The 18162-nt window shown below is 72.4% G+C and carries 16 protein-coding genes and 1 pseudogene; 10 read left to right on the top strand and 7 right to left on the bottom strand.

Annotated features, from left to right (window positions below; translation table 11 throughout):
- Positions 1 to 50: 50 nt before the first annotated feature.
- The 3 genes from ABKA17_RS38705 (at position 51) to mug (ending at position 2908) form a co-directional block, all read left to right on the top strand.
- On the top strand, positions 51 to 833 hold the full coding sequence (locus ABKA17_RS38705) for an SGNH/GDSL hydrolase family protein (RefSeq protein WP_353697067.1): 783 nt from the start codon (positions 51 to 53) through the stop codon (positions 831 to 833).
- Positions 834 to 906: 73 nt separating this feature from the next.
- Entirely contained in the window at positions 907 to 2349 is a 1443-nt protein-coding gene (purB, locus tag ABKA17_RS38710) for an adenylosuccinate lyase (RefSeq protein WP_353697068.1), read from the top strand.
- Positions 2350 to 2362: 13 nt separating this feature from the next.
- A complete protein-coding gene (gene mug / locus ABKA17_RS38715; protein ID WP_353697069.1) occupies positions 2363 to 2908 on the top strand; it encodes a G/U mismatch-specific DNA glycosylase in 546 nt (181 codons plus the stop codon).
- A gap of 70 nt (positions 2909 to 2978) precedes the next feature.
- Here the strand turns inward: mug and ABKA17_RS38720 are convergent, their stop codons facing one another.
- Genes ABKA17_RS38720 through ABKA17_RS38730 form a run of 3 tightly spaced genes read right to left on the bottom strand, consistent with a single transcriptional unit; the run spans position 2979 to position 5123 of the window.
- A complete protein-coding gene (locus ABKA17_RS38720; protein WP_353697070.1) occupies positions 2979 to 3422 on the bottom strand; it encodes a hypothetical protein in 444 nt (147 codons plus the stop codon).
- 53 nt (positions 3423 to 3475) lie between these two features.
- Complete coding sequence (locus tag ABKA17_RS38725; protein ID WP_353697071.1) at positions 3476 to 4201, bottom strand: ABC transporter permease; 726 nt, start codon at positions 4199 to 4201, stop codon at positions 3476 to 3478.
- Position 4202: 1 nt separating this feature from the next.
- On the bottom strand, positions 4203 to 5123 hold the full coding sequence (locus ABKA17_RS38730; protein WP_353697072.1) for an ABC transporter ATP-binding protein: 921 nt from the start codon (positions 5121 to 5123) through the stop codon (positions 4203 to 4205).
- Positions 5124 to 5231: 108 nt separating this feature from the next.
- On the opposite strand from ABKA17_RS38730, the gene ABKA17_RS38735 reads away from it, so the two are divergent.
- The 3 genes from ABKA17_RS38735 (at position 5232) to ABKA17_RS38745 (ending at position 8334) form a co-directional block, all read left to right on the top strand.
- Positions 5232 to 6401, top strand: a complete 1170-nt coding sequence (locus ABKA17_RS38735; protein WP_353697073.1) for a sensor histidine kinase — start codon at positions 5232 to 5234, stop codon at positions 6399 to 6401.
- A gap of 14 nt (positions 6402 to 6415) precedes the next feature.
- Positions 6416 to 7078, top strand: a complete 663-nt coding sequence (locus ABKA17_RS38740; protein ID WP_353697074.1) for a response regulator transcription factor — start codon at positions 6416 to 6418, stop codon at positions 7076 to 7078.
- Positions 7079 to 7176: 98 nt separating this feature from the next.
- Entirely contained in the window at positions 7177 to 8334 is a 1158-nt protein-coding gene (locus ABKA17_RS38745; protein WP_353697075.1) for an ROK family protein, read from the top strand.
- A 97-nt stretch (positions 8335 to 8431) separates the two neighbouring features.
- Here ABKA17_RS38745 and ABKA17_RS38750 read toward each other — a convergent pair whose 3' ends face one another.
- Positions 8432 to 9193, bottom strand: coding sequence for a GntR family transcriptional regulator (locus ABKA17_RS38750; protein ID WP_353697076.1), 762 nt, complete (start codon positions 9191 to 9193; stop codon positions 8432 to 8434).
- Positions 9194 to 9445: 252 nt separating this feature from the next.
- Positions 9446 to 10327, bottom strand: a complete 882-nt coding sequence (locus ABKA17_RS38755; protein WP_353697077.1) for an RNA polymerase sigma-70 factor — start codon at positions 10325 to 10327, stop codon at positions 9446 to 9448.
- A 143-nt stretch (positions 10328 to 10470) separates the two neighbouring features.
- Here ABKA17_RS38755 and ABKA17_RS38760 point away from each other — a divergent pair, with 143 nt between their 5' ends.
- A complete protein-coding gene (locus tag ABKA17_RS38760; RefSeq protein ID WP_353697078.1) occupies positions 10471 to 11301 on the top strand; it encodes an alpha/beta fold hydrolase in 831 nt (276 codons plus the stop codon).
- Between the two features lie 93 nt (positions 11302 to 11394).
- On the opposite strand, the pseudogene ABKA17_RS38765 reads toward ABKA17_RS38760, so the two are convergent.
- Positions 11395 to 12240 (bottom strand): annotated as a pseudogene (locus tag ABKA17_RS38765) (DMT family transporter); the annotation flags it as partial.
- On the opposite strand from ABKA17_RS38765, the gene pdxR reads away from it, so the two are divergent.
- From pdxR to ABKA17_RS38780, 3 genes are all read left to right on the top strand, one after another.
- Complete coding sequence (pdxR, locus tag ABKA17_RS38770) at positions 12231 to 13700, top strand: MocR-like pyridoxine biosynthesis transcription factor PdxR (protein ID WP_353697079.1); 1470 nt, start codon at positions 12231 to 12233, stop codon at positions 13698 to 13700. The pseudogene ABKA17_RS38765 and the gene pdxR sit on opposite strands and share 10 nt — an antisense overlap.
- A gap of 128 nt (positions 13701 to 13828) precedes the next feature.
- Positions 13829 to 15415, top strand: a complete 1587-nt coding sequence (locus ABKA17_RS38775; protein WP_353697080.1) for an alkaline phosphatase D family protein — start codon at positions 13829 to 13831, stop codon at positions 15413 to 15415.
- A 122-nt stretch (positions 15416 to 15537) separates the two neighbouring features.
- Positions 15538 to 16923: a GNAT family N-acetyltransferase gene (locus tag ABKA17_RS38780; protein WP_353697081.1), complete on the top strand. Its 1386-nt coding sequence runs from the start codon at positions 15538 to 15540 to the stop codon at positions 16921 to 16923.
- On the opposite strand, the gene ABKA17_RS38785 is transcribed toward ABKA17_RS38780, so the two are convergent.
- Positions 16920 to 18125 (bottom strand): trans-sulfuration enzyme family protein, encoded by a 1206-nt coding sequence (locus tag ABKA17_RS38785; protein ID WP_353697082.1) that lies wholly within the window; start codon positions 18123 to 18125, stop codon positions 16920 to 16922. The genes ABKA17_RS38780 and ABKA17_RS38785 overlap by 4 nt on opposite strands.
- Positions 18126 to 18162: the final 37 nt, after the last annotated feature.

Below are 18162 nucleotides of genomic sequence, written 5' to 3' on the forward strand. Positions count from 1 at the left end.
CCGGGGCGACCGACCGTCGGGTATGTGAACGGGTTAGCATTTTCTCCGCCATGCAGACGAACCCCACACACACCAGCCTTGTCGCGGTCGGCGACTCCTTCACCGAGGGCATGTCGGACGTGCTCCCGGACGGCACCTACCGGGGCTGGGCCGATGTCCTCGCCGGCCGGATGGCCGCCGTCACCCCCGGCTTCCGGTACGCGAACCTCGCGGTGCGCGGGAAGCTGATCCAGCAGATCGTCGAGGAGCAGGTGGATGTGGCCGCGGCCATGAAGCCCGACGTGATCACGCTGGTCGGCGGGCTGAACGACACCCTGCGGCCCAAGTGCGACATGGTCCGGGTCCGCGACCTCCTCACGCAGGCCGTGGAGCGGCTCGCCCCCGCCTGCGAGCAGCTGGTGCTGATGCGCAGCCCGGGCCGCCAGGGACCGGTCCTGGCGCGCTTCCGGCCGCGTATGGAGGAGCTGTTCGCCTGCGTCGACGAGCTGGCCGAGAAGCACGGCGCGATCGTCGTCGACCTGTACGGGGCGCCGTCCCTCGGCGATCCGCGCCTGTGGGACGTGGACCGGCTGCATCTCACGGCCGAGGGGCATCGCCGGGTCGCCGAGGCGGTCTGGCAGGCGCTCGGCTACGACCCCGAGGACACGGAGTGGCGTACCCCGATGGCGGCCACGGTGCCGCCGAAGTGGGTCGCCCGCCGGATCGCCGACGCCCGGTTCGCCAAGCAGCATCTGCTGCCGTGGATCGGACGGCGGCTGACCGGGCGGTCGTCCGGGGACGGGCTGCCGCCGAAGCGGGCCGAGCTGCTGCCGTACGAGGAGCCGGGGGCGTGACGCGGGTCTCGTAGGTTCCGCCGAACGGAACCCCGGCGCTGGCCTGCACGAATCGCCAGTAGAATCTGGTCACGTGACTTCCGCTCCCGCCAAGCCCCGCATCCCGAACGTCCTCGCCGGACGCTACGCCTCCGCCGAGCTCGCCACGCTCTGGTCGCCCGAGCAGAAGGTGAAGCTGGAGCGGCAGCTCTGGCTCGCCGTGCTGCGCGCCCAGAAGGACCTCGGGATCGAGGTTCCGGACGCGGCGATCGCCGACTACGAGCGTGTCCTCGACACCGTCGACCTGGCCTCCATCGCCGAGCGCGAGAAGGTCACGCGGCACGACGTGAAGGCGCGGATCGAGGAGTTCAACGACCTCGCCGGGCACGAGCACGTCCACAAGGGCATGACCTCGCGCGACCTCACCGAGAACGTCGAGCAGCTCCAGATCAGGCTCTCCCTGGAGCTGATGCGCGACCGTACGGTGGCCGTGCTGGCGCGTCTGGGCAAGCTGGCCGGCGAGTACGCCGAGCTGGTCATGGCCGGCCGCTCGCACAACGTGGCCGCGCAGGCGACGACCCTCGGCAAGCGTTTCGCGACCGCCGCCGACGAGCTGCTCGTCGCCCACGGCCGCGTCGAGGAGCTCCTCGGCCGCTACCCGCTGCGTGGCATCAAGGGCCCGGTCGGCACCGCGCAGGACATGCTTGACCTGCTCGGCGGCGACGCGGCGAAGCTCGCGGACCTGGAGGACCGGATCGCCGGTCACCTGGGCTTCTCGCAGGCGTTCACCTCGGTCGGCCAGGTCTACCCGCGCTCCCTGGACTACGAGGTCGTGACCGCGCTGGTGCAGCTGGCGGGGGCGCCGTCCTCGCTGGCCAAGACGATCCGGCTGATGGCCGGGCACGAGCTGGTGACCGAGGGCTTCAAGCCCGGCCAGGTCGGCTCCTCCGCGATGCCGCACAAGATGAACACGCGGTCCTGCGAGCGCGTCAACGGCCTCATGGTCATCCTGCGCGGCTACGCCTCGATGACCGGCGAGCTGGCGGGCGACCAGTGGAACGAGGGCGACGTGTCCTGCTCGGTGGTGCGCCGGGTCGCGCTGCCGGACGCGTTCTTCGCGCTCGACGGTCTGCTGGAGACGTTCCTGACGGTGCTCGACGAGTTCGGCGCCTTCCCGGCGGTCGTGGCCCGTGAGCTGGACCGCTACCTGCCGTTCCTCGCCACCACCAAGGTGCTCATGGGCGCGGTGCGCGCGGGCGTCGGCCGTGAGGTCGCGCACGAGGCGATCAAGGAGAACGCCGTCGCCTCCGCGCTGGCGATGCGCGAGCAGGGCGCCGAGCGCAACGAGCTCCTCGACAAGCTGGCCGCCGACGAGCGCATCCCGCTCGACCGTGCGCAGCTGGACGCGCTGATGGCCGACAAGCTGTCCTTCACGGGCGCCGCGGCCGCGCAGGTCGGCGTGGTCGTCGGGCGTATCGAGGAGATCGTGAAGCAGCACCCGGAGGCCGCGGGCTACACGCCCGGGGCGATCCTCTGACGCGTCCGACGCGATGACGCGCTTCACTCAGGCGGAACTGGAGGCCGCCCGCGACCGGCTCGTCCCGGACGTGGTCGCGGACGGCCTCGGTGTGCTGTTCTGCGGTATCAACCCCGGCCTGATGACCGCCGCGACGGGCCATCACTTCGCCCGTCCCGGCAACCGCTTCTGGCCGGTGCTGCATCTGTCGGGCTTCACACCTCGTCTGATGAAGCCGTCCGAGCAGCAGGAGTTGCTCTCCTACGGGCTCGGCATCACCAACGTCGTGGCCCGGGCGACCGCGCGGGCGGACGAGCTGAGCGCGCAGGAGTATCGCGAGGGCGGGCGCCTGCTGGCGACGAAGGTGGCGCGGTTGCGTCCGCGGTGGCTGGCGGTGGTCGGCGTCACCGCGTACCGCGCGGCGTTCGAGGACAAGAAGGCCGGAGTGGGCCCGCAGGAGCGGGTGTTCGGGGACACGCGCGTGTGGGTGCTGCCCAACCCCAGTGGACTGAACGCCCATTGGACGGCGGCGACCATGGCCGAGGAGTTCGCCCGGCTGCGGCTGGCGGCGGAGGCCTAGAGGGGCCTCGAGGGCCTAGAGAGGCCTAGAGAGGTACGCCGGCTGTGCCTCGGGGCGGTGGCTCAGCGGGTCACTCCGGGTCGATCTCCGTGATGACGGCCAGGAGCTGGAACGGCAGCTCCGTGTCCCACTGGGAGACGCCGAGCGCTATCCAGCGGCCCGTGTCCGTGCACTTCCACAGGTGGACGTCGGGCACGTGCGCGCTGAGCGATGCCCAGGGTTCCACCAGTTCCTCGCCCTGTGTGGACCGCTCGAACACGCTGTACAGACTGACCTCCTGTGCCGCGCCCCATCGCTCGGTCAAGCGCTCGGCCAGACCGTCCCGGTACGACTCGTACTGCGCCTCGGTCTCCTCCCGCTCGGTCCCGTCGTCCTCGTGGAAGTCGCCGCTCGTCGCTAACTCGGCTATGTGGTAGCCGGGTCCCGCCGTGCCGAGGTCCGTCCTGCGGTGCACCGCGGGAAAGTCCCGGGTGCACAGCAGGTCGATCGTGGCGAGGCACTGCGCGATGTCCATGCGATCCAGTAAACCCCGCCCCACTGACAACTGGCGTTCCGTCAGGCGCTCCGTCAGGCGTCCCGGCTCCGTACGCTCCACGCGCCCGCGGCCAGGGCGCCCAGCGTCCACAGTGCGGTCACCGCGAGCCCCGTCCACGGTCCCAGCGGACCCCCGTGCGACTGGTACAGCACCACCTGTCCCGCTCGGTCCGGCAGGAAGTCCGTGGCGCCGCCCGCCGCGTCCCCGATCACGAACGAGACGACGAGGACGAACGGGATCAGCAGGGACAGCGCGCCCACCCCGCTGCGCAGCAGGGCCGCGAGACCGGCCGCGAACAGCGCCATCAGCATGAGGTAGACCCCGCAGCCCACGACGCCACGCGCCTGCTCGCCCGCGGTGAGGCCGGCGGCCGCCTCGCCCAGTCCCGCCTTCGCGACGAGGAGCGCGGCGAGAGCGGTCACCCACCCCACGAGCAGAACCGGTACGGCGATCGCGACCGCTTTCGCCGCGAACCACCGCCCGCGCCGCGGCACCGCGCTGAGCGAGAGCCGGAGTCCACCCCCGTGGAACTCCGAGGACACGGCCATGGCGCCGAAGGAGATCGCGGCGATCTGACCGGGCGCTACCCCGGACAACGCCGTGAACAGCGGGTCGAAATCCGGGTCGGACGTCTCGGAGACACCGGCGATCGCGGAGAACGCCGTGGTCGCCGCGAACAGGGCGAGGAGCGCCCCGAGGAGCGAGCGCAGCGTCCGGATCTTCAGCCACTCGGCGTGCAGAACGGGTGCGAACGACATGTCAGGCCTCCTGCGGCTGTGCGGTGAACTCGGCTGCGGCGGACGTCAGGTCCAGATAGGCCTGCTCCAACGTCCCCTGCTCCGCAGCGAGTTCGAGCAGGGGGATGCCCGCCCCGGACGCGAGACGGCCGATCTCGTCCACGCGCGCGTGGTGCACGGTCCAGTGCCCGTCCTCGTGCGCGACGGCTTCGTGGCCGTGGTGGGCGAGGACGGCCTTCAGCGCGGTGGGGTCGGTGGTGCGGACCCGTACCCGTGGCTGCACGCGCGCGTCGATGAACTCCCGCATCGGGGTGTCGGCGAGGAGGCGCCCCTTGCCGAGGACCACGAGATGGTCGGCGAACGAGGCGGTCTCGTTCATGAGATGGCTGGAGACCAGGACCGTGCGCCCCTCCCCCGCGAGCCGGCGCAGCAACCCGCGGATCCAGATGATGCCCTCCGGGTCGAGGCCGTTCGAGGGCTCGTCGAGCATGACCACCTCAGGGTCGCCGAGGAGCGCGGCCGCGATGCCCAGCCGCTGGCGCATGCCCAGGGAGTACGTCTTCACCCGGCGCCGGGCCACCGTGGCGAGGCCGGTCTCCTCCAGCGCCTCGTCGACACGGCCGTCCGGGACGCGGTTGCTCGCGGCCAGGGTGCGCAGGTGGTCACGGCCGGTCCGGGAGCCGTGCGCGGCCTGCGCGTCCAGCAGGGCGCCGACGTGGCGCAGGGGTTCGGCGAGCGTGGCGTAGGCGCGGCCGCCGAGCGTGGCGGTGCCGGACGTCGGCCGGTCGAGGCCGAGGACGAGCCGCATGGTGGTGGACTTGCCGGCGCCGTTGGGGCCGAGGAAGCCGGTGACGCGGCCCGGGAGGACGGTGAAGGTGAGGTCGTCCACGGCCCGTCTGCTGCCGAACTCCTTGGTGAGGTTCTGGACTTCGATGCTGGTCATGGCAGCAGCCTGGCCGGTGGGGCGGGGGCCGGGCCTCCCCCGTGGGTGGAGATCGTCTCCCCCGGGCGGGGGAGGCCCGGTGTCAGTGGCGGCTGGCACGATGACCAAATGGTCCGCTTGCTGCGCCCGTTCGGTCGGGCGGTGACGTACACACGATTGCTGCATCTGTTCATCGCGATCGTGTGGCCGAGCATGCTGCTCTTCATCCAGGAGGCCTGGTGGACCTGGGTGGTGGCCGCCGTGCTGCTCGCCCCCGTCGGGCTGGTGCCCGCGATGCGCACCGTGGAGGGGCTCCAGGCCAGGCTGCTGCTGACCGACGACCGGCACGACAGTGCGAGCACCGACATCGTCGTCGCGCCGTCCGCGTCCTGGAACGACCGGGGGCGGGTCGTCGTGTGGCTGGAGGCGCGGCTGCTCCTCGGCTGCGCGACCTCGATGCTGAGCGTCCAACTCCTGCTGGCGGCCATCGACCTGGTGTCGTCGGGGTTCGGCCGTGCCGTCGGGGACGGCCTGCTGGTCCCGCTCGACGGCCACGCCTGGTGGCATGTTTTGCTCGCGCCCCTGGCGCTGGCCGCCCTGGCGGTGACCGTGGTCGTGCCGGGCCGGATCATCACGGCGCTCGCCCACCGGCTCCTCGGCCCCTCCCCCGCCGACCGCCTCGCCGCCCTGGAGGAACGCACCGAGCAACTCCTGGAGCGCACCCGCATCGCCCGCGAACTCCACGACTCCATCGGCCACGCCCTGACCGTGGCGGTCGTGCAGGCGGGCGCCGCCCGCGCGGCCGGTGACCCCGCCTTCACCGACCGCGCCCTGGGCGCCATCGAGGAGACGGGCCGGGCGGCCCTGGAGGATCTGGAACGGGTCCTCGGCATCCTGCGCGAGTCCGAGCGGCCGGTCAGCGGCCGGCCGACACTGACGGACTCCGACCGGCTCCTGGAGTCCGCGCGGGCCTCCGGCGCGAAGGTGGACGCCGAACTGACCGGCCCCGTGGACACCGTGCCCGGCCCGGTCTCCCGCGAGGGGTACCGCATCCTCCAGGAGTCGCTGACCAATGTGCTGCGGCACGCGGGCGCCGTCCCCGTACGGATCCGCGTCGACGTCACGCCGGACACCTTGACCCTGGAGGTCCGCAACCCGCTGACGGCCGACGTCCCCGGCCCTGGGCGCGGCAGCGGCCTGCGCGGCATACGCGAGCGCGCGGCCCTGCTCGGCGGCCGCGCGCGGACCGGCCCGGACCTGGGCGACTGGCAGGTGCTGGTGGAGCTGCCGCTGCGCTGATCTACGCTGGCCGGATGCCGGTCACCGTTCTCCTCGTCGACGACGAACCCCTGGTACGCGCGGGTCTGCGGGCCGTGCTGGAGGCGCAGCCCGACATCGAGGTCGTCGGGGAGGCGGCGGACGGGGCCGCAGTGATCCCGCTGGTACGGCAGCTGCGGCCGGACGTGGTCGCCATGGACGTACGGATGCCGTTGCTGGACGGGATCGAGGCCACGCGCGCGGTGCTGCGGTCGGTCGACGAGCCGCCGAAGATCCTCGTGGTGACGACGTTCGAGAACGACGAGTACGTGTACGAGGCGCTGCGGGCCGGCGCCGACGGGTTCCTGCTGAAGCGGGCCCGGCCGGCCGAGATCGTGCACGCGGTCCGGCTGGTCGCCGAGGGCGAGTCGCTGCTGTTCCCGGCGTCGGTGCGGCAGCTCGCCGCCGAGTACGGCGAGGGTGGCGGGAATCGTGTGGCCCGGGCGGCGATGGAGCGGGCGCAGCTGACCGAGCGCGAGGCGGAGGTGCTGCGGCTGATGGCGCGGGGGCTGTCCAACGCGGAGATCGCCGAGCGGCTGGTGGTCGGTACGGAGACGGTGAAGTCCCATGTGAGCGCCGTCCTGGCGAAGCTGGGGGCACGCGATCGGACCCAAGCGGTGATCGCGGCGTACGAGTCGGGCTTCGTGGCACCCGGCTGACACGGACAGCAAGCGATCTCTGCTGTCCCCGCACTCGCCCGGCTCCGCCCCGACGAGTACGATCCGGCCAACACGCGCACGAGCTGGGAGGACGGACGTTGGGGCGGCTGACCGGCGGGGATCCCTCGCTGCTGCGAAGGATCAATTCCGCGGTGGTGCTGCACGCGCTGCGCGCCACGGACTGCGCGACGCTGACCGAGATCACGCGGGTGACCGGTCTGTCCCGGCCGACCGTCGAGGGTGTGGTCGAGGGGCTGATCGAGGCGGGCTACGTCGTCGAGAAGGCGGCCGACGAGAGCGTCGTACGGCGGCAGGGGCGGCCCGCGCGGCGGTTCCGGTTCCGTGCCGAGGCCGGGCATCTGCTGGGGCTGGACATCGGGCCCCACCGGGTCGCCGCGCTGCTCTCCGACCTGGACGGCCGGGTGCTCGGCGCCGTCGCCAAGGACGTCGCCGAGACCGCGTCCGCCGACGAGCGGCTGGAGCGGCTGCGCACCGCGGTGGCCGAACTGCTGCGGCGGGCCGGCGTGGCACGGGAGTCGCTGCGGGCGGTGGGCGTCGCCTCGCCCGGCATCGTCGAGGCGGACGGCACCGTACGGCTGTGCGCCGCGCTGCCGCAGTGGACGGGGCTGCGCCTGGGCGAGCGTCTGAGCCGCTCCTTCAAGTGCCCGGTGCTGGTCGAGAACGACGCCAACGCCGCGGCGGTCGCCGAGCACTGGAAGGGTGCCGCGACCGAGTCCGACGACATCGTGTTCGTGCTGGCGGGGCTGAGCCCGGGCGCGGGGGCGCTGATCGGCGGGCGGCTGCACCGGGGGTACGGCGGGGCGGCCGGCGAGATCGGGGCGCTGCATCTGCTCGGGCGCGGGGTGACGCCGGAGAAGCTGCTGTCCACCACCGACGAGCCGTTGCACCCGCTCGACGAGCAGGCCGTCGCCGAGGTCTTCGCCCAGGCGCGCGAGGGCGACCAGCGGGCCCGCGCGGCGGTCGACCGCTTCATCCAGCGGCTCGTCCACGACGTGGCGGCCCTCTCGCTGGCCCTGGACCCCGAACTCGTCGTCATCGGCGGCTGGGCGACCGGACTGGACGACGTACTGGAGCCGCTGCGCCAGGAGTTGGCGCGCTACTGCCTGCGGCCGCCGCGGGTGACGCTGTCGCTGCTCGGTGAGGCGGCCGTGGCGACGGGCGCGCTGCGGCTGGCCCTGGACCATGTGGAGGAGCAACTCTTCGCGGTGGAGGGGACGGTGACCGCGCGGCGCTGACGGGGCTGTTGTCGGCGGCGGGGTTTCTGTCGTTGAAGTCGAAACGCCGTGTGCCCCGGAGTGGCTCCGGGGCACACGGCGCATTGCGAGAAGGCGGTCAGGACGCCCGGCGTTCCGGGTCCTCGTGGATCTCCACGCCGCCGGAGTCCCCGAAGGTCAGCCGGCAGGTGTCGGCGCGGTAGGTCGCGACGGACAGGGCGGCGGTACGGCCCGCCGAGAAGAAGCGGGTCGTCACGACGAGGACGGGCGCCCCCGGCAGCCGGTCCAGCTGCTTGGCGTCGTCGGCGCGGGCCGAGCCGAGCTCCACGGCGCTGTCCTGGCCCTCCAGTTCAAGACGCTGAAGCTCGCGCAGCACGGCACGCGCGCGTGCCGCACCGGACGGGGCGTCTATGGCGGAGAGGTCGGGCACCGCGGACTGCGGGACGTAGAGCAGCTCCGCGGCGACGGGCTGACCGTGTGTCATACGGGAGCGGCGGACGATGTGCACGGGCTCGTCGTGGCCGGTTTCCAGTGCCGCGGCGACGGCTGCCGACGGGACCTCCACCGTGCTGTCGACGGACTGCCAGGCGTCCGTGGCCGTGCCCGGCCAGGCGTGCTGTTCCGTGCCGACGGCGACGCCCACGCGGGGCGGGGCGACGGTCGTACCGACACCGCGGCGGCGCTGGAGCCTGCCTTCCAGCTCGAGCTGTTCGAGCGCCTGCCGGAGCGTGGCGCGGGCGACACCGAACCGGGCGGCGAGGTCCCGCTCGTTGGGCAGGATCTCACCTACCGAGAACTCGGAGTCCAGCGCCTCGGTGAGCACCGTTTTGAGGTGCCAGTATTTCGGTTCCGGCACCGATTCCAGCTGCGTGGTCCCCACCCTGTCCTCCGCAATCGCCGTGGTCCGGCGGCTTTTTAGCGCCCTTGTTTATTAAAGGTTGTTGCACTTCTCTGCGACCATAGGACGGCCCCCACCCTTGGTCAAGACCAATCCTCGATCGCTTGCGCACCGCACGGGCTCGGCGTCGCGGAGGGTTCATGCGGCGTTCGTACGCGGCGGCATTCGTGACACGACGGCAAAGCCCCCGTCGCGAAGCGAGGGCTTCGGACGGGGGCTTCGAAGGGCGGGTCGCTATGCGGCGAGCGACTGGAGCTTGTCGGGGTTGCGCACGATGTACACCGACTGGATCCGGCCGTCGACGACGTCCAGCTGGAACACCGAGTCGGGCTTGTCCCCGGACAGGACCACCACCGCGGGGCCGCCGTTGAGTTCTATGAAGCGGAAGGACTGGTCCGAGACCCCCTTGCGGCCGGCGCCGATGAGGAAGCGGCCCACCTTGTCCGCCGTCTCGATGACCCGCAGCGGAGCCCGCGACTTGCCGCCGCTGTCACCGACGAGGCGGACGTCCGGGGCCAGCATCGACATGAGCCCCGCCAGGTCGCCCTCCGCGGCCGCGGCGAGGAAGCGTTCGGTGAGGTCCCGGCGTTGGACGGGGTCGACGTCGTACCGCGGCCGTCGCTCCTCGACGTGCTTGCGGGCCCGGCCGGCGAGCTGGCGCACCGCGGGCTCGCCCCGGTCGAGCATGGTGGCGATCTCGGTGTACGGGTAGCCGAAGGCCTCCCTGAGCACGAACACCGCCCGCTCCAGCGGGGACAGGGACTCCAGGACGACGAGGACGGCGAGGGAGACGGAGTCGGCGAGCACGGCCCGCTCGGCGGTGTCCGGGACGGTGTCCCCGAAGTCGGTGGCGTAGGGCTCCGGCAGCCAGGGGCCGACATAGGCCTCGTTGCGCGCCTGGACCTGGCGCAACCGGTCGATGGCGAGGCGTGTGGTGACGCGCACCAGATAGGCGCGCGGTTCGCGCACCTCGCTGCGGTCGGCGCCGGACCAGCGCAGCCAAGCCTCCTGGACCACGTCCTCCGCGTCGGCCACCCGCCCCAGCATGCGGTAGGCCACTCCCAGCAGGACGGGACGGTGCTCTTCGAAAACGTCGGTCACGGTGTCGGTGCTCACGAGACCATCCCAGCCGACGCGTCCCGTACTGTCCAGGCGACTCGTGCCCACACCGCACAGAAGGGGGCTACCCGTCGGTAGCAATTGCTGACAAGCTGTCTACACACCGTCCGTCAGCCGGTCCCGACGAGGAGCACACGCCCATGGCCGACACCGTCTCGTTCAAGGTCCCTTCCCCGCACGGCCCGCGGACCGTGACCGTCGACTACGCGCGCGTGGGCAGCGGTGAACCGCTGCTCCTGCTGCACGGCATCGGCCATCACCGGCAGGCCTGGGACCCGGTCGTGGACATCCTCGCGACCGAGCGTGACGTGATCGCCGTGGACCTGCCCGGCTTCGGGGCCTCCCCGGGACTCCCGGACGGACTGACCTACGACCTGTCCACCACGACCGCCGTGTTCGGCGCCTTCTGCGAGGCCCTGGAGCTCGACCGTCCGCATGTCGCGGGCAACTCCCTCGGTGGTCTGCTCGCCCTGGAACTCGGCCGGGAGAAGCTGGTGCGATCCGTCACCGCCCTGTCCCCTGCGGGCTTCTGGTCGGAGGCGGAGCGGCGCTATGCCTTCGCCGTGCTGCTCGCGATGCGCGGGATAGCCCTGCGGATGCCCCTGCCGATGGTCGAGCGCCTGTCCCGCTCGGCGGCCGGCCGCACCGCGCTCACCAGCACCATCTACGCCCGTCCCGGCCGCCGTTCACCCGAGGCCGTCGTCGCCGAGACGCTCGCCCTGGTGCAGGCGACGGGCTTCGCCGACACCCTCCGCGCGGGTGGCTCCGTGCAGTTCGTCGACGACGTCCCCGGTCTTCCGGTCACGGTGGCCTGGGGCAGCAAGGACCGGCTGCTCCTGCGCCGGCAGGGGGTGCGCGCCAAGCAGATCATTCCCAAGGCCCGCCTCGTGCGGCTGCCCGGCTGCGGGCACTGCCCCATGAACGACGACCCGGCGCTCGTCGCGCGCGTGATCCTCGACGGCAGCCGCTGACCCGGCCACCGACCTGGACGACACACAGGCGCCGAGGACGACCCCGGTACCGACGAGGGCACTGCCGACGGCCTGCGCGGCGCCGTAGGAACCCGTCCCGACGAGTGGAGCGGTGCAGGCGGCGGCGACCGGGATGAGACCGGAGAACAGCGTGGCGCGCTCCGCGCCGATCCGCTGCATGCCCATGTACCAGCACACGAACCCGACGACCGTGACGACCGCCGCCTGCCACAGCAGCGCGGCGGTCTCGGTCCGGTCGGGCTGCCGCAGCCAGGCGGTGCCGTCCACGATCAGTCCGGCCGCGAGGGACTCGAGCGCGGCGACGCCGCACACCGTCGCCGACAGCAGCCGTGGCCCCAGGGGCCGCAGCACGGGCACGGCGAGGACCGCGAAGCCGACCTCTCCGGCCAGCGCGCACACCGCGAAGGCGAGCCCCGCGCCGTCCGTCCGACCCCACCCCTGAACCGTGCAGGCCCCCAGGGCCACGAGCAACGCCCCGTACAGCACCGCGCGTTGCGGCCGGCGCCCGTCGAGGAGGGGCACGAGAACGGCCACCACCACCGGCGCGCAGCCCACGAAGACCCCGGGTACGGCGGGCTCGGCCGTGCGCTCCGCGGCGAGGACGGCCATGTTGAAGCCGACCATGCCGACGGCCGCGAGCAGCGCGAGGCGGGCCCACCGCCGGGGTCCGAGCGAGCGCAGCCGGGCCACCGCGCCGCGTCCCGCCAGCGGCACGAGCAACAGACAGGCGAGTCCGTAGCGCAGGAACTGGCCGCCCGCGTAGGGGTAGTCGCCGAGGACGCTGTTGGCCGTGAAGGAGGCGCCCACGAGAACACAGGCGAGTGCGGCGAGGAGGGCTCCGCGGGTGGTGGTGGCGTTCATGGAAACGACGCTAGGGAGCACGGTGGTCCGCATTAAGGTCCATTTCCATGACGTCATCGGAGACCAATCGACAGCGAGCTGCCGGGGCGGGGAACCGGGCCGCCTCCTCGTCGGGCGAGCGAACCGGCTCGGTCGCCTGGGAGTTGCTTCTCCCCGCCGTCTCCGCGCCCGCACGCGCGCGTGGGCGGGCCCTTCAGGCGGCCCTGCGGGAGGCGGTCCGATCGGGCAGGCTCGTACCGGGGACCAGGTTGCCGTCGAGCCGGGACCTGGCCGGGGACCTCGGTGTGTCGCGCGGTCTGGTCACGGAGGCGTACGAACAGCTGACGGCCGAGGGATATCTGCGCAGCGGACGGGGCGCGGGGACCTGGGTGGGCGGTGCGGTGCGGTCCGCCCGGCCACGCGCGCGTGATCTCGCGCCGCGCTCCCCCGGCACCCGCGCGGACTTCGTACCCGGGACGCCCGACCTGTCCTTGTTCCCGCGAGCCTCCTGGGCCGCGGCGCAGCGCGGGGTACTGGCGGAGCTGCCGCACCACGAGCTCGGCTATCCCGATCCGCGCGGACTGCCCCGGCTGCGCACCGCCCTCGCCGAACTCCTCGCCCGCCGCCGGGGCGTGGTCGCCGATCCGGAGCGGATCGTGGTGGTGTCGGGGGTCGCGCAGGCGTCGACCCTGCTCGGCTTCGCGCTGCACGCGCGCGGGCTGCGCGAGGTGGGCGTCGAGGATCCGGGCAGCCCGCAGCACGACGACCTCTATGCCGCCGCCGGCGTCAGCGCGGTGCCCGTGCCGCTGGACGACGAGGGGCTCGCCGTCGGACCGCTGAAGGCCTCGGGCGTACGGGCCGTGGTGACCACGCCCGCCCACCAGTACCCCACCGGGATCGCGTACTCCGCGCGCCGTCGTGCCGAACTGCTCGACTGGGCGCGGTCCGTGGACGGGTTCGTCATGGAGGACGACTACGACGGCGACTTCCGCTACGACCGTGCCCCCGTCGGCGCGCTCCAGGGGCTCGACCCCGACCGTGTGGCCTACGCGGGGTCCGTCAGCAAGTCCCTCGCCCCGGGGCTGCGGCTGGGCTGGCTGCTCGTGCCGGAGTCGCTCGCCGAGGAGGTGATCGAGCGCAAGCGGACCATGGACCTCGGCCATCCCACCCTGGACCAGGCGCTCTTCGCCCGGTTCGTGGAGCGCGGCGACTACGACCGCCAGCTGCGCCGCTGCCAGCGCGCCTACCGCGAGCGGCGCGACGCACTCGTGGCCGCGCTGGAGGAGCACTTCCCCGGCTCGCGGGTGTCCGGGATCGCCGCGGGACTGCACGTCATCGCCACGCTGCCGGAGCGGTACGGGCCCGAGGAACGGTTCCTCGCGCGCGTGGTCGCGGCCGGAGTCGCGGTACGCCCGCTGTCGGACTGCACGCACACGCGTACCGACACGTCGGCGCAGACCCGGCTCGTCCTCGGATACGCCCACCTCTCCCCCGCGCGCATCGTCGAGGGGGTACGGCTGATGGCCTCGGCCAGGTGAGGACCGGCCGCGCGTCGGTTCCCCTGCGGTTGCGGTCAGTTGTTCACTTGTGGTTTGCGTGTGCGCTGCGGCGCACGAGTAGTTGTGGCATCGCACACTGGCCGGATCCCGTCCTTGGAGGCGCATCCATGTCGCATCGTCCGCTCCCCGACCGCCGCACCGTCCTGCGCGGTTCCCTCGTCGCGTCGGCGGCCCTGACCCTGCCCGCAGTGGCCGGCTCGGCACCGGCGTTCGCCCTGTCGGGGCGCCCGGAGGCGGGGTGGGGCGTGCAGACGGGCGATGTGACCGCCCACTCGGGGCTGGTCTGGGCGCGGTCGGACCGTCCGGCACGGATGATCGTCGAGACGTCGGCGACCGAGTCGTTCCGCAACGCCCGCAGATGGCACGGTCCTCTGCTCGGGGCGGACACGGACTTCACCGGTACGACCCGGCTGCATGGCCTGCCGCCCGGCGAGCAGATCCACTACCGCGTGCTGCTGGCCGACCCCGACGACCCGCGCCGCACCGGTGAGCCGGTCGACGGCACGTTCCGCACTGCCTCGGCCCGGCGCCGCGACGGAGTGCGTTTCGTCTGGTCGGGCGACCTGGCGGGCCAGGGCTGGGGCATCAACCCGGACCTCGGCGGCTACCGGATCTACGACGCGTTGGCCGCGCTGGACCCCGACTTCTTCATCTGCAGCGGCGACAACATCTACGCCGACGGCCCGATCTCGGCGTCCGTCGCCCTGCCCGACGGCAGCACCTGGCGGAACATCACCACCGAGGAGAAGGCCAAGGTCGCCGAGACCCTGGCCGAGTTCCGCGGCAACTTCCGTTACAACCTGCTCGACGACAACCTCCGGCGGTTCAACGCCCAGGTCCCCTCGATCATCCAGTGGGACGACCACGAGGTGCGCAACAACTGGTACCCGGGCCAGACGATCCTGGACTCCGACACCCGGTACACCGAGAAGCGCATCGACGTGCTGGCGGCGCGGGCCCGTCGCGCGTTCAGCGAGTACTTCCCGATCTCCACGCTGCGGCCCGGGGCCCGCGAGGGCCGCGTCCACCGGGTGCTGCGGCAGGGCCCGCTGCTGGACGTGTTCGTGCTGGACATGCGGACGTACCGCAACGCCAACTCGGCCGACGACCAGACCGTGGACCCACAGGGCATCCTCGGCCGGGAACAACTCGAGTGGCTGAAGCGGGAACTGTCGCGCTCGCGGGCGGTGTGGAAGGTGATCGCCTCCGACATGCCGCTCGGCCTCGTCGTACCCGACACCACCGAGGGCAAGGCGAACATCGAGGCGGTGGCGCAGGGCGACCCGGGTGCGCCACTCGGGCGTGAGCTCCAGATCGCGGAGCTGCTGCGGTTCATCAAGCACCGGCGGATCACCGGTACGGTGTGGCTCACCGCCGACGTCCACTACACCTCGGCCCAGCACTACCAGCCGTCCCGGGCTGCCTTCACCGACTTCGAGCCGTTCTGGGAGTTCGTGTCCGGGCCGCTCAACGCCGGTGCCTTCCCGGCCAACACGCTGGACGGCACGTTCGGTCCCGAGCGGGTGTTCGTGAAGGCGCCGACGGCCGCGAACGTCTCGCCCGCGGGCGGCTACCAGTTCTTCGGCGAGGTCGACATCGACGGTGACAGCGGCGAGCTGACGGTCAGGCTGCGCGAGTCGGACGGCACCGTGCTGTTCACCCAGGTGCTTCAGCCGGGTCGCGTGGGGCAGTAACCCTCACCCCCTCGAAGGTACAAAGAACAACAAAACGGCCGGATCGACTCTTTACCGCCCGGTCACAAAGCGTTCGTGATCACGCAACACCTTTCCTTCACAGTGGCTGCATGAGTCGAAAAATGTCTGATGTGACGCGTGCGAGGCACGGACGTCCGGTGCACCACTGGCGCCGGGATGTCATCGAACTGGCCGCGCTGTTCACGGCGGTCGCGGTGGCGGACGCCGTGGCCAACCTGGTCGGGCACGGCCCCGACGGTCCGGCACTGCTGCTGATCTCGGCGGTCGTGCTGGTCGCGACGGCGGCGTTCCACACCTGGTGGGCACGCCACCACGGTCACGCACCGCCGGTGAGCGACACCGATACCGGTGCCCGGTCGCTCCCCTCGGAGCAGACCGGGCAGCCGACCGCCGACGCCGGGGCGAGCACGCTGTGGCGGATGCGGACGACCGTGCGCGACGCCCCCGGCTCGCTGGCCGCGTTGTGCACGGCGCTCGCCGGCCACCGGGTGGACATCCTGAGCCTCCAGACGCATCCACTGGCCGAGGGCACGGTGGACGAGTTCCTGCTGCGGGCCCCCGGTGATCTCGAGGCGTCCGGGATCACCCGGGCGGTCTCCCTGGCCGGGGGCACCGGGACGTGGATCGAGCGGGCCGACGCCCATGACCTGGTCGACGCGCCGACCCGGGTGCTCGGCCTGGCGGCCCGTACCGCGCTGGACGCCGCGGAACTGCCGCTGGCGCTGCGGCAGTTGCTGGGGCGCTGCACCATCAGGCAGTCGCCCGCCGGGGCGCGGTCCGAGGACGTGCCCGCCGAGGGCACGCTGGAGGACTCCGTGATGAGGCTGCGGGCGCCGGAAGGCGGAGTGATCACCGTGGAGCGGCCGTATCTGCCGTTCACCCCGACCGAGTTCGCGCGGGCGCGGGCGCTGGTGGAGCTGGACGCGGTGCTCGGACCGCGGGTGCCGCGCAGCCAGGACGTGCTGACGCTGCCCGAGGGCAACGACATCACCGTACGCCGGGCCGATGTCGACGACCTGGACGCCGCGAAGGCGATGCACGAGCGGTGCACTCCCCGGACGCTGGGCATGCGGTACCACGGACCGGTCGGTGACGCCGACCGGTATCTGAACCACCTGCTCAGTCCGCGGTTCGGGCGGACGCTCGCCGTGGAGACCGCGTCGGGACGGCTCGTCGGTCTCGGGCATCTGCTGTGGGACGGGGACGAGACCGAGGTGGCGCTGCTCGTCGAGGACGAGTGGCAGCGGCGGGGCATCGGCAGCGAGTTGCTCCGCAGGCTGGTGGAGATGGCTGTGTCGGCGCGGTGCGAGAGTGTGTATGCCGTGACGCAGGCGTCCAACACGGGCATGGTCGCCGCGATGCGGGGGTTGGGGCTCCCCCTCGACTATCAGATCGAGGAGGGGACCCTGGTGATCACTGCACGGTTGGCTTCTGAGGGGGTTGTGAAGCAGGTGAGCGCAGGTTCGCCTGAGCGCCGTAGGGGCTAGTGGCTGATTGCGGGTGCGGGTTCGCTGTGGCTTGTCGCGCAGTTCCCCGCGCCCCTGTCGGGGCGCGTCATACCCAGCGCGTTGTCAAGATCCGTCCAGAGATCCTCCACGTCCTCCAGCCCCACCGACATCCGTAGCAGCCGGTCGCTCACGCCGGCCTCTCGGCGGTCGGTCGGATCCACTATGCGGTGGCTGATGGACGCCGGGTGCTGGATGAGGGTGTCCACGCTGCCGAGGCTCACCGCCGGGGTGATCAGACGGACGCCGGCGATGACCTCGTGCGGGTCGCCGTGGACCTCGAAGGCGATCATCGCGCCGCCGATGCGCGGGTAGTGGACCCGGGCGATCCGGGGGTCGGCGGCGAGGCGGCCGACGAGTTCGGCGGCGTTGGCGGAGGCGGCGCGGACCCGGACGGGCAGGGTGGACAGGCCGCGCAGCAGGAGATAGCCGGCCAGCGGATGCAGTACGCCGCCGGTGGCGAACCGGACCTGGCGGAGCCGTCCGGCGAACTCCTCGTCGCAGGCCACCACGCCCGCCATCACGTCACCGTGGCCGCCGAGGTACTTGGTGGCGCTGTGCAGCACCAGCCGCGCGCCCTGCTCGACCGGCCGCTGGAGGACGGGCGTGGCGAAGGTGTTGTCCGCGAGCAGCGGGACCGAGCCGCAGGCGTGGGCCACCGCCCGCAGATCCACCTCGGCCAGGGTGGGGTTCGCCGGGGACTCGACCATGACCAGGCCGGTGTCGGGACGCAGCGCCTCCGCGATGCCGGCCGGGTCGGTCCAGGTCACCTCGGAGCCGAGGAGCCCGGCGGTCAGCAGGTGGTCGCTGCATCCGTACAGGGGGCGGACGGCGACGACATGGCGCAGGCCCAGGGAGGCCCGTACGAGAAGGACCGCGCTGAGGGCGGCCATCCCGCTGGCGAAGGCCACCGCGGCCTCGGTGTTCTCCAGGCGGGCGAGGGCGGTCTCGAAGCGGGCCACGGTCGGGTTGCCGAGCCGGCCGTAGACCGGCGGGCCCTCCGGGTCGGCGCCGGTGGTGGCGAAGGCGTCGATGCGGGCGGCTTCGCCGCGGCTGTCGTACGAGGGGTAGGTCGTCGACAGGTCGATGGGCGGGGCGTGCAGTCCCTGCCGGGCGAGGTCGTCGCGACCGGCGTGGACGGCCTCGGTGGCCAGGGCTCTGGTGGGCACAGGCGTCGTCTCCATGCGGGCAAGGGTGAACACCGACCGGGGTAGGGGAATC

Origin of the sequence: Streptomyces sp. RG80 (assembly GCF_040446465.1) — a bacterium.
GTDB lineage: Bacteria > Actinomycetota > Actinomycetes > Streptomycetales > Streptomycetaceae > Streptomyces.